Origin of the sequence: Corallococcus sp. CA041A (genome assembly GCF_003612075.1) — a bacterium.
GTDB classification, from domain to species: domain Bacteria; phylum Myxococcota; class Myxococcia; order Myxococcales; family Myxococcaceae; genus Corallococcus; species Corallococcus exiguus.
The window spans coordinates 1-12,052 of record NZ_RAWF01000292.1 but is presented as its reverse complement, the minus strand read 5'-3'; the positions used below and the strand labels follow the sequence as shown (position 1 = coordinate 12,052).

9 protein-coding genes and 1 pseudogene are annotated in these 12,052 nt (G+C 69.0%); all 10 read left to right on the top strand.

Features of this window, described 5'->3' with window-relative positions:
* Positions 1-476, top strand: a 476-nt coding sequence (locus D7V77_RS35395; RefSeq protein ID WP_120580682.1) for a pilus assembly protein PilP, incomplete at its 5' end; no start/stop codon positions are given.
* Between the two features lie 58 nt (positions 477-534).
* Complete coding sequence (pilQ, locus tag D7V77_RS35390) at positions 535-3,309, top strand: type IV pilus secretin PilQ (RefSeq protein ID WP_120580681.1); 2,775 nt, start codon at positions 535-537, stop codon at positions 3,307-3,309.
* Positions 3,310-3,342: 33 nt separating this feature from the next.
* The gene (locus D7V77_RS35385) at positions 3,343-4,032 is read left to right on the top strand and encodes a hypothetical protein (RefSeq protein ID WP_120580680.1); all 690 of its coding nucleotides are present in this window, start codon (positions 3,343-3,345) and stop codon (positions 4,030-4,032) included.
* Positions 4,033-4,395 carry a hypothetical protein gene (locus D7V77_RS35380; protein ID WP_120566331.1) on the top strand — a complete coding sequence of 121 codons (363 nt, stop codon included), beginning with the start codon at positions 4,033-4,035 and terminating at the stop codon, positions 4,393-4,395. It abuts the gene before it with no gap.
* Between the two features lie 140 nt (positions 4,396-4,535).
* A complete protein-coding gene (gene efp / locus D7V77_RS35375; protein WP_120580679.1) occupies positions 4,536-5,117 on the top strand; it encodes an elongation factor P in 582 nt (193 codons plus the stop codon).
* A 40-nt stretch (positions 5,118-5,157) separates the two neighbouring features.
* The gene (accB, locus tag D7V77_RS35370) at positions 5,158-5,745 is read left to right on the top strand and encodes an acetyl-CoA carboxylase biotin carboxyl carrier protein (RefSeq protein WP_120580678.1); all 588 of its coding nucleotides are present in this window, start codon (positions 5,158-5,160) and stop codon (positions 5,743-5,745) included.
* Positions 5,746-5,820: 75 nt separating this feature from the next.
* Positions 5,821-7,206, top strand: coding sequence for an acetyl-CoA carboxylase biotin carboxylase subunit (gene accC / locus D7V77_RS35365; protein WP_120580677.1), 1,386 nt, complete (start codon positions 5,821-5,823; stop codon positions 7,204-7,206).
* Positions 7,207-7,398: 192 nt separating this feature from the next.
* The gene (locus D7V77_RS35360) at positions 7,399-10,569 is read left to right on the top strand and encodes a tetratricopeptide repeat protein (RefSeq protein ID WP_120580676.1); all 3,171 of its coding nucleotides are present in this window, start codon (positions 7,399-7,401) and stop codon (positions 10,567-10,569) included.
* Between the two features lie 28 nt (positions 10,570-10,597).
* Positions 10,598-11,539, top strand: coding sequence for an ExeA family protein (locus tag D7V77_RS35355; protein WP_120580675.1), 942 nt, complete (start codon positions 10,598-10,600; stop codon positions 11,537-11,539).
* A 4-nt stretch (positions 11,540-11,543) separates the two neighbouring features.
* Positions 11,544-12,052 (top strand): annotated as a pseudogene (locus D7V77_RS35350) (translocation/assembly module TamB); the annotation flags it as partial.

The following is a 12,052-nucleotide window of genomic DNA, read 5'->3' as shown; positions in this document are numbered from 1 at the left end:
CTGCTCCCCCCAAGGCCGCCGCCCCCGCGCCGGCCCCAGTGGCGGAGAAGACCGAGGCGTCGGCGGCGCCAATGTTCGTCTACACCTACAGTCCGGTGGGCAAGCGGGATCCATTCCGCAGTCCGCTGGAGGAGCTCGGGCCGGTGGCGCGTGACGCACCGGAGCGGGCCTGCAATGAACCCCTGTGCGTGTTCGACCTCGACCAGCTCAAGCTGGTGGCGGTCGTCACGGGGGATGCCAGCCCACTGGCGATGGTCGAGGACCCCCTGGGTCGCGGACACATCGTCCGGCGCAACACCCGCGTGGGGCGCCAGGGCGGCAAGGTCACACAGATTCTACGGGACTCGGTCACCGTCACCGAGGTCTTCACGGGCGCCAAGGGCGAGCTCATCAGCAATCCGGTGAGTCTCCAGCTCAAGGCGGATGGTGTGAAGGACCCCGCCTACAACCTGATGACGGGCAAGAACTGGGAGTAGCGCCCCACGGCGCGCCCGCGGGCAGTCGTCGCCCGCATCCAACTTGTTGAGGGGACGCATGCTCGAGCAGAGCGCTGTGACGAGGGGCAAGTGGATCATGGCGACCGCATGGGCGGTCGTCCTGGCAAGCGCCAAGGTGTACGGCGCGGATCTCAATACGCTGAGGGACCTGCAGGTGTCCCGGACGGGAGCCGGTGCCCAGGTCGTGGTGACCGGGACCCGGCCGCCCACCTTCACCGTCTTCCGGCTCAGTGGGCCGGAGCGGCTGGTGGTGGACCTGTCGTCCGCGGATGCCACCGGCATCAAGGGGCACCATGACGGCACCGGTCCGGTGTCCGGCGTGGTGGCCGCCCAGTTCTCCGACGCGCGCGCCAGCGTGGGCCGCGTGCTGGTGGCGCTCGACCAGGCCTCCCAGTACGACGTCCGCGCGGAAGGCAACCGCGTGGTCATCTCCGTGGACGGCTCGCCGGTGGCCCCCGCCGCCGCGACCGCCCAGGCTCCGCAGGCTCCGGCCGAAGCGAAGCCGGCCGAGCCCGCGCAGGCGGTCGCCGCCGCGCCGGTGAAGGCCGCGCCCGCGCCCGTGGTGGAGGCGATGGTGGCGGTGGTGCCGGAGGAGGGGACGTCCTCCAAGGTCGCCCCGTCCCAGGCGCCGGGCCGTGAGAACGTCGTCGCCACGGAGGCGGATGAGCGCGAGGTGGCCCACCCGGCCCAGCACATCACCCGGCTGTCCCTGGAAGGCGAGTCGCTGCGCGTCGCCGCCGACGGCGAGATCGCCCGCTTCGAGGTCCTGGAGCTGGTGGACCCGCCGCGCCTGGCCGTGGACGTGTACGGCGTGGGCCTGAGCGCGAAGGCGCCCAAGGTGAAGGGCAACCTGCTCAAGGACGTGCGCGTGGGCGCCCACGAGGACAAGGTTCGCCTGGTGCTCGTGGCCAAGGGCGACATGCCCGCCTACCGCGTGGACCGCGCCGAGCGTGGCCTGGAAGTCGTGCTGGGAAGCGCGGTGGCTCGCAAGTCCAAGCCCTCGCAGCCGCGTGACGCGGTGGCGGAGACGGAGCCCCTGCGCCCGCAGCCCCTGCCCGTGCAGGAGTCGGCGAAGCCGCAGCCCGCGGTGGCGCAGGCCGCGCCGCAGCTGGCGGTGGTGGAGGTCAAGGACCTGTCCTTCGACGAGAGCCCGTCGGGCGGCCGCGTGCAGCTGAAGCTGTCCGGCGCGACGGCGTGGAAGGTGGACCGGCCGGATCCGCGCAGCGCGGTGCTGACGCTGGAGAACGCGCGGCTGCCCAAGAAGCTGGAGCGCAGCCTGGACACCAGCGCGCTGGACACGCCGGTGAAGATGATCAGCGCCTTCAGCGTGCCGGGTGAGGGCCGCAAGGTTCGCCTGGTGGTCGCCGCGGACGGCGCCATCGAGGAGAACGTCACCCAGGGCGCCAACAGCCTGAGCTGGCGGCTGGACGTGCAGGGCGTGAAGACGGAGGAGGTGGCCGTCACCCAGCGCACCGCCGGCTTCACGGCGGAGGCCCCGGCGTACGCGGCGGAGGGCGCGCCCCAGCAGGCGCGCTACCGTGGCAAGCGCGTGTCCTTCGAGTTCAAGGACATCGACATCCAGAACCTGCTGCGCGTCATCGCGGAGATCTCCAAGCGCAACATCGTCGTGGCCGATGACGTGGGCGGCCGCGTGACCATCCGCCTGCGCAACGTGCCCTGGGACCAGGCGCTGGACCTCATCCTGCGCACCAAGCAACTGGGCCAGGAGCAGGTGGGCAACATCATCCGCATCGCGCCGCTGAAGACCCTGGAAGAGGAGGCGCGGCTGCGCCAGGAGCGCAAGAAGTCGCTGCAGCAGCAGGAGGACCTGCTGGTCAGCCTGGTGCCGGTGAACTACGCGGTGGCCAACGACATGTCGTCGCGCGTGAAGGACGTGCTCAGCGACCGCGGCACGGTGACGGTGGATGTGCGCACCAACGTGCTCATCATCAAGGACATCCGCTCCAACACGGAGAAGGCGCGCGCCCTGGTGCGCAGCCTGGATACCCAGACGCCGCAGGTCCTCATCGAGAGCCGCATCGTGGAGGCGAGCACCAACTTCAGCCGCAACCTGGGCGTGCAGTGGGGCGGTCAGACGCGTCTGTCGGCCGCGTCCGGCAACCCGACCGGCCTCATCTTCCCCAGCACCGTCGGTGTCACGGGCGGCGCGGGTGGCACGGCCCCGGGTGTTCCGGCCCAGCCCAACTTCGCGGTGAACCTGCCGGCGGCGGTGGGTGCGGGCGTCGGTGGCGCCATGGGCTTCGCCTTCGGCTCTGCGGGCGGCGCCGTGCAGCTCAACCTGCGCCTGTCGGCGGCGGAGTCCGAGGGCACGGTGAAGACCATCTCGTCGCCCAAGGTCACCACGCTGGACAACAACACGGCCCGCATCAGCCAGGGTCTGTCCATCCCGTTCAGCCAGACGTCGGCCGGCGGCGTGAACACGACCTTCGTGGAAGCGCGCCTGTCGCTGGAAGTCACGCCGCACATCACCCAGGACGGCAGCATCCTCATGTCCATCCAGGCGCAGAACAACCAGCCGGACCCGTCCAACACCGGTGCCAACGGCCAGCCGTCCATCCAGCGCAAGGAGGCCAACACCCAGGTCCTCGTGAAGGATGGCGACACCACGGTCATCGGCGGCATCTACGTGCGCCGCGGCAGCACCTCGGCTGAATCGGTGCCCTTCCTGTCGAAGATTCCCGTGCTCGGCTTCTTCTTCCGGAGCACCCTGGAGACGGACGAGCGGCAGGAACTGCTCATCTTCATCACGCCCCGCATCCTCAACCGGCAGACCATCGCGCAGAGCCTCTAACGGCCTCGCACCCTGATTGGGAGAGACATTCCAATGAAGCCCTTCCTCATCGCGGCGGCCCTGTCGCTCGGGCTCTGCTCGTGCTCCGAAAGCACCCCCGTCGTCCAGATCCTCCAGACCATCCAGCCGGACGAGTCCTGCTCGTTCAACGTCGGCGATACCGGCATCGCGAATGGTTCGCTCAACCTGGCCTATCGGAACGGGTACCTGTTGGGGCTCGTCGTCAAGTCGAACTACACGAGCACGCCCATCGACGTGAACGGCGTTCCGCTGGATCCGGAGACCAACGTCGGAGGCTCCGCCACCGCCTTCGTGGACACGCTGAAGCTGTCCTACGCCTCGACGCCGAACATCAGCATCCCCGACGGCGAGGTTCCCTACTCGGCGACCATCAATCCCGCGTCGGATACGAACCGGCTGGTGGTCAACCTGATGACCGCGGAAGCCGCGACGGCCTTGCGGGCCGCCCTGTCCGGGACCGCGACGGCCACGGTGCGGGTCACCGCGCAGTTCACGGGCAAGTTCGCGTCGGGCGGCAAGAAGTTCGAGTCGAACGAGATCGTCTTCGGCATCGATGTCGCCAATGGGGCCGCCTCGCTTCGGACCTGCGGGCCAGGTGAGGACCCCGAGGTCCCGGAGGGCCCTTGTGGTTCGGGTGCCGGCCAGGACGGTCTGTATCCCTCGTGCCAGAGCGGGCCGGCGGCCCCGATCGTCGGGGGCTAGATGGCCTTCCGCACGCACCTTGAAGCGGTGGTGAACCAGGTGGACGGAGCCCTCGCGTGCAGCGTGATGGGCTTCGACGGCATCTCCGTGGAGACGTTCCAAAAGGACGAAGCCACGGAGCTGGACGTCTCCGGCACCTGGGTGGAGTACGCCAACCTGCTCACGCAGTTGAAGAACGCGGCCGAATCCCTGAAGACGGGCACCGTCACCGAGGTGTCCGTCAACAGCGAGAAGGTCCTCACCGTGATGCGCATGCTGACGCCGGAATACTTCCTGGTGTTGGCCCTGCGCGCGGACGGGAACTTCGGCAAGGGGCGCTATGTCCTGCGCGTCACCGCGCCGCAGGTGAAGGCGGAGTTGTAGCCGCGCACGTCCGCTCGGGCAGGGGCTTGTTGACCCTGCCCGGCGACGCAGCGTGCCTCCGCTTTCCCCTTTGCAGGAACCAGGGCATGGGCTAGACACCCCGGACTTTCGCCTTTACGTTCGTCCCAGGAGTCGGTCCCATGGCCGGGTATGTCGATACGTCTGAATTCCGCAATGGTTTGAAGATCTTGTGGGAGGACAAGCCGTACGTCATCGAGTACTTCCAGCACGTCAAGCCTGGGAAGGGCTCCTCCTTCACCCGCACCAAGATCCGCAGCCTGCTGGACGGTCGCGTCCTGGAGCCCACGCTGAAGTCCGGCGACAAGGTGGGGACCCCGGACATCGAGTCCAAGGACATGCAGTTCCTGTATGTCCAGGGCGACGAGTATCACTTCATGGAGAAGAAGACCTTCGAGCAGACCTTCCTGACCAAGGAAGGCCTCGGGGAGTCGGTCAACTTCCTGAAGGAGAGCCTCGACGTCGAGATCCTCTTCTGGAACGGCAAGGCCATCAACGTGACGCTGCCGAACTCCGTGGACCTCAAGGTCATCAAGTGCGACCCGGGCGTGCGCGGCGACACCGTGTCCGGCGCCCTGAAGCCCGCCACGCTGGAGACCGGCTACAGCGTCAACGTGCCCCTGTTCATCAACGAGGGCGACGTGCTGAAGATCGACACGCGTGAAGGTGGCAAGTACCTCACCCGCGTGGCCACTGGCGGCTGAGAGCAGCTTCCCTTCACCTGGCGACCCGGGAGGGGTCCGAATGGCAACGAAGCGCAAGGCAACCCGGCCGACCGTGTCCTCGGGCGCGGCCTCCGGGCGGGATGCGGGTACCACGTCGCTGGACGTGGAGGCCCTCCGGCAAATCGTCGAAATCCTGGAGGCCTCCGACGTCACCCGGTTGGTGTGGACGAAGGGCCCGGAGAAGCTCTACATCCGCCGCGGTCACGCGCCGGAGACGACCATCGTCCACCACACGGCGCCCTCGGGTCCCGGGGTGACGGTGTCGCCGCCGGTGGAGTACGCCGCTCCGGCCGCCCCGCGGATGGCGCCCGCCGCCGCGCCCGCGGCCGCCGCCGCCACGGCGCCGGAGAAGCCCGCGGAGAAGCCGGGCCACCAGGTGACCAGCCCCTTCGTGGGGACGTTCTACCGGACCCCCGCGCCGGATCAGCCCCCGTTCGTGGACGTGGGCACGGTGGTGCGCAAGGGCCAGGTGCTCTGCATCGTGGAAGCGATGAAGTTGATGAACGAAATCGAGTCCGAGGTCTCCGGCCGCATCGCCGAAGTCCTCGTGGAGAACGGTCGCCCGGTGGAGTTCGGCCAGGCGCTGTTCCGCATCGAGCCGGCCTGAGTCTGCTGACCCGTCAGGCGCGTCCGGCCCTCTCCGGGCGGGACGCGCCCCAGGCCCTCGCGAAGGAGCACGGCCGTGTTCAAGAAGGTTCTGGTCGCCAACCGCGGGGAGATTGCCCTGCGGGTCATCCGCGCATGCCGTGAGCTGGGCATCGCCACCGTGGCGGTGCACTCCACTGCTGACGCCAACGCGCTGCACGTGCGCTTCGCGGACGAGGCCGTCTGCATCGGGCCGCCTCCGTCCAAGGAGAGCTACCTCAACGTGCCGCAGCTGCTCTCCGCGGCGGAGATCACCCGCGCGGACGCCATCCACCCGGGCTACGGCTTCCTGTCGGAGAACGCCGAGTTCGCGGAGGTCTGCGAGAACTGCAAGATCCGCTTCATTGGCCCGCGCCCGGAGATGCTGCGGCTGATGGGCAACAAGGTGCGCGCGCGCGCCGCGGCCCGCGAGGCCGGCCTGCCGTTGCTCCCGGGCAGCCCCGGCGTGGTGAAGGATCCGCGCGAGGCGGAGGCCTTCGCGAAGGAGATTGGGTTCCCGGTCATCCTGAAGGCGGCGGCGGGCGGTGGCGGCAAGGGCATGAAGATCGTCCGCGAGCCGGGTGTGCTCGCGCAGGCGTTCTCCACCGCGCAGGCGGAGGCCCTGGCCAGCTTCAACAACGGCGACCTCTACATCGAGCGGTACGTGGAGAAGCCGCGCCACATCGAGATTCAAATCGTCGCGGACGAGCACGGGAACGTCATCCACCTCAACGAGCGTGAGTGCTCCGTGCAGCGGCGGCACCAGAAGCTCATCGAGGAGAGCCCATCCCCCGCGCTCACGCCGGAGCTGCGCCAGCGCATGGGCGAGGTGTCCGTCGCCGCGATGCGGAAGATCCGCTACAACAACGTGGGCACCATCGAGTACCTGCTCGACGAGCGCGGCGAGTTCTACTTCATGGAGATGAACACGCGCATCCAGGTGGAGCACCCCGTGACGGAGTTGGTCATGGGCGTGGACCTGGTCCGTGAGCAGATCCGCATGGCCTACGGGCACCCCCTGCGCTTCAAGCAGGAAGACGTGCAGATACGCGGGCACGCCATCGAGTGCCGCGTGAACGCGGAGGACCCCGTCACCTTCGCTCCGTGGCCGGGCAAGATTACGGGCTACAGCGTGCCGGGTGGCTACGGCGTGCGCGTGGACTCCGCCGCGTACGAGAACTACACGGTGCTGCCGCACTACGACAGCCTGTTGTCCAAGCTCATCGTGCACGCGGAGGACCGCGAGACGGCCATCCGCCGCATGCAGCGCGCGCTCTCCGAGTACGTCGTGGAGGGCATCCGCACCAACATCCCGTTCCACCGGGCCGCACTGGCGGAGGAGTCCTTCCAGGAGGGCAACTACGACACCCGCTTCGTGGAGCGCCTGCTGGCGAGCGAGACGGGTTCGCGCCGGCTGAAGAAGGCCGTGGAAGAGACTCCGTAGCGCCTTGCCGTGAAGGCGTGGAAAACCCGCCGGGCGTGCGAGCGTCCAGGCGGGTGATCCAGCCCTGGGGGAGGGCAGGCTGTTTCTTGACCCGCATCGGAGGATTCCGTTAGCCTCCGATGCTCCCCCCCAGAGAAGGACTGAAACCCGCGAAGTTCCTCGGGGTTTCTGCCTGTCGGAAGCGCACGCTCGATGGACAAGAACAAGATCATCGAAGCCGCCGCGAAGCTGGTCGCGAAGGGCGCGTACGACAAAGCCATCAAGGAGTATCAGAAGGTCCTGGAGGTCGACCCGAAGGACATCCGGGTCCTCCAGAAGATGGGGGAGCTGTACCAGAAGAAGAACGACAACGCGCAGGCGGCGCACTTCTTCACCAAGGTCGCGGAGAGCTACTCCTCGGACGGCTTCTTCCTCAAGGCCGTCGCCCTCTACAAGCAGGTCCTCAAGCTCAACCCGAACCTGCTGGAGGTGAACCTCAAGCTGGCGGAGCTGCACCAGCAGCTGGGCTTGATGTCGGAGGCGATGGCGTACTTCCAGATCGTCGCCAACCACTACGACAAGGCGGGCGACACCAAGTCGAGCCTCGACACGCTGAAGAAGATGGTGGATCTCGACCCGGAGAACGTGGCGTCGAAGATCAAGCTCGCGGAGCTGTACGCGCGCGAGAACATGACGAAGGAAGCGGCGCAGGAGTTCAAGCGCGCCGCGGAGTACCTCAAGCGCAACGCGCGCGCGGATGACTGGCTTCGCGTCGCGGAGCGCCTCTCCGCGCTGGAGCCGGACAACCTCCCGCTCGCGAAGGAGCTGGCCGCGTCGTACCTGCAGCGCGGCGACCAGAAGCGCGCGCTCGCCAAGCTCCAGGTGTGCTTCAAGGCGGATGGCCGCGACGTGGAGACGCTGACGCTGCTGGCCCAGGCGTTCCAGGGGCTGGGCCAGATCTCCAAGACGGTGTCCGTCTACAAGGAGCTCGCGAAGATCCACCAGGAGCGCGGCCGCACCGCTGAGTCCGACGGCGTGTGGACGCAGATTGAACTGCTGGATCCGCAGGATCCGGATCTGCTCGCGCGCCGGGGGCCCGTCGCCGAACCGGAGCCGGAGCCCGAGCCTGTCTCCGCGCACCATCCCGTGGAGGAGGCCGCGCCCGCGTGGAGCGCGCCGGCCCCCGCGGCGCCCCCGTCCCGTCCCGCGCCCGCCGCGCCGCCCGCGGCCGTGGTGCCTCCCGCGCCCGCGGGCATGAGCCGCGAGCAGCTGGCCAAGCTGCTGACGGAGACGGACGTCTACGTGAAGTACGGGCTCCACGACAAAGCGCTGGAGCACCTGCGCAAGGTCTTCTCCGTGGATCCGGAGAACCTGGACGCGCACGAAAAGGCGTACCACATCTACGTGGCGGCCAATAACGGCGCGCAGGCGTCCGAGCAGCTGCTCAACGTGCTGCGCCTGTGCACGCGCCGCGCGGACGTGCAGCGCGCGCAGCCGTACCTGGCGACCATCCTCCAGGAGAACCCGGCGCATCCCGAGGTGCCCGCCTTCCTGTCCGTGCTCCGCGCGGAAGGGGGCTTCGTGGCGCCGGCGGCGACGCCGGGCGTGGAGTCGCTGGAGGAGGACGCCATCCTGGTGGACTCCAACGAGGACGAGATCCTCGTCGCGGAGCCGCCGGAGGACGCGCTCGCGCAGCCCGGGGGTGACGAGCTGGCGCTCGCGGCGCTGAGCCACGGGTCGGACTCGGACGAAATCGTCGACGACGAGGTCTCGGAGACCACGTTGAGCGGCGAGGAAGCCGTGATGGGCGAGCCCATCAGCTCCGCCGAGAACACCGTCTACGACCTGCCGCCGCAGGACGACCTGGTGATGGGGTCCGACGAGGACTCGCTGGTGCTCGCGGACGAGCCGGGCCTGGGCGGTTCGGATGTCTCCGGAGGCTTGGACGACGAGCCGCTGGTCGCGCAGGACGACGCGCTGGCGTACGCGGCGGACGCGGGCGACGAGCCCATGGTGCTCGCGGACGAGCCGGGCGGCATGTCGCTGGGCGACGAGGAAGAGGCGCCCCCCACGCGCATCCTGTCCCCGTCGCGCGCGCTGCTGGAAGAGGCCGCGCCGAACACGCGCCAGTTGCCGACGCTGGGCGACAGCGACGACGACGAGGCCCTGGTCGAACCCGGCATGTCGCTGGGCGAGGACGACGACGCGCCCACGCGCGTGGGGCTCGCGCCCCTGGATGCGTCCGCGCTGGACGACGCGGGCCTGGACGAAAGCTTCGCAGCGCCGGCGGAAGAGCCCTCGTACACGGGCGACATGTCGCTGGGCGACGAGTACGAAGACGAGCCCACGGCCGCGCACATGGTGCTGCCGTCGCTGGAGGGGCTGTCCTACGACGAGCCGCAGGCCGAGGCGTTCGCGGACGAGCCGGAGCCGGAGCCCGAGGCCCTGGCGGATGAGCCCGAGCCCGAGCCCGAGCCGGAAGCGGAGCCCGAGGAGGAGCCTGCCTCCGAGGAGTGCGACGAGGCGTCGTTCTTCCTCGACCAGGGACTGCTGGAAGAGGCGCGCGAAATCCTGGAGACGGTGGCCATCGCGTTCCCCGGCCACGTGCGCGCCGGCGAGCTGATGGCGCGGCTGGAGGAGATGGAGGCCGGCGGTGGCGCGGCCCCCGAGGGCGACGCTCCCTCGGAGCCCCTGCACGTGCCTTCCGTGCAGCCGGTGACGGAGGCGTCGCTCGACGACGGCGCCGGTGGTGGCGACGCGTTCGACCTGGCGGCGCAGCTGGCCGGTGAGCTGGACGACCTGGGCGGTGAGTCGCTGGCGGCGGTGCCCCCGGCGGAAGAGGACTTCCAGTACTCGGTGGACGAGGTCTTCGCCGAGTTCAAGAAGGGCCTGGCCAAGGTGGTGAAGCCCGAGGACGTGGACACGCACTACGATCTGGGCATCGCCTACAAGGAAATGGGCCTGCTGGACGACGCCGTCCATGAGTTCGACGTGGCCCGCCAGGGCAGCGTGGGCACTCCGCGCGAGCTGGACTGCCTGACGATGATTGGCATGCTGCACACGCTGCGCGGCAAGCCGGAAGAGTCCGTGGCGGTGTTCAAGGAAGGCCTCTCCAACGTGCTCGCGACGGGCGAGGTGGCCAAGGCGCTGGGCTTCGAGCTGGCGAGCGCCTACGACGCGCTCAACGAGCAGGGCAAGGCGCTCTTCCACTTCCAGCGGGTGGCTGCCATGGACGCGAAATACCGCGACGTGGGGTCGCAGGTGACGCGGCTGTCGGCGCTGACCGCACCGGAGGAGGACCCGCTGCCTCGCGCCGGAAAGGGCCCGGCGACGCCGGTTCCCGCCGCGGGCGTGCCGAAGGCTCGTAAAGTAGGGTACGTGTAGCGCGTCCCCCCACGAGGCCCGGCGAGCGATGACGACCTACCTCGATTTCTTCGAACTCACCCAGGAGCCGTTCTCCAACGCTCCGGTGAGCCGCTTCTATTACAACTCCGCGCAGCACTCGCAGGCCCTCACGCGGCTGATGCACGCCGTGGGCTACATGAAGGGCCTGTCCATCCTCATTGGCGACATCGGCGCGGGCAAGACGACGCTCGCCCGGCGCATGCTCGACTCGCTTCCGGAGTCCGAGTACGAGGCCGCGCTGCTCGTCATCATCCACTCGGGCATCACCGCCCAGTGGCTCCTGCGCCGCATCGCGCTCCAGCTGGGCGTGGAGAACCCCGCGCAGGAGAAGCTGGCGCTCCTGTCGCAGCTCTACCAGCGGCTGCTGCAAATCTATGAGTCCGGCAAGAAGGCCGTCGTCCTCATCGACGAGGCGCAGATGCTGGAGACGCGCGAGCTCATGGAGGAGTTCCGGGGGCTGCTCAACCTGGAAGTGCCGGAGCGCAAGCTCATCTCCTTCGTCTTCTTCGGCCTGCCGGAGATTGAAAAGAACCTGAAGCTGGACCCGCCGCTCGCCCAGCGCGTGGCGCTCCGCTACAAGCTGGAGCCCTTCACGGCGGAGTCCACGGAGGCGTACGTGAAGCACCGGCTGCGGCTCGCCGGCTGCCCGCGCATGCCTTTCACTCCGGAGGCGCTGCTCGCCGTGCACGAGCACTCCGGCGGCACCCCGCGCGTCATCAACACCCTGTGCGACAACGCCCTCTTCGAGGCGTTCCTCGCGCGCTCGGAGACCATCGGCGCGGAGCTGGTGCACCGCATCGGCAACAACCTGGGGCTCCAGGGTGGCTCGGCTGCTTCCCAGGCAAGCGAGCGAGCGAGCGCGCCCGCCACCTCGCTGCCCCGGACGGCGAACACCAAAATCGACCTGGCGGAGATCGACCGCTACCTCGAGGGACTCGGTAAGCTCTAGCGGCTTGTCCCTCCCCAGCCGCAACAGTGCAGCGCGCAAGGCGCTCTTGTTGGTGCTCCTCGTGGTGTCGGGGAGCATCCTGCTGTTGCGTCAGCCGTTCACCTGGGACGCCGCCTGCACCCTGGCGCGCAGGCAGCTGCCGGACCTGCTGGGCGTGGGCATCGGCATCGGCCGGTGCGAGTTGGATCCGCTGGGCTCGCGCGTGGTGCTGCACGGCGTGTCGGTGTTCGCGCCGGGCAGGGACACGCCGCTGTTCGCCGCGGACGAGGCGGAGGTGGGGCTGGGCTTCCTGTCTCCGCTGTCCCGCCGCTTCATGCTGGGCCATGTGCGAGTGCGGCATCCGCGCGTGGCGCTGGATTTGTCCCGGCCCTCCTCGGCCCCGCCTTCCTCCGACGGGACGTGCCCGCTCACGCCGCTGACCCGCGTGGGCGTGGGGCGCGTGGACATCACCGGCGCGGAGGTGCGCCTCGCGCTGCCGGACGGGCGGGGCGTGGAGGTGGAGAACTTGGACGT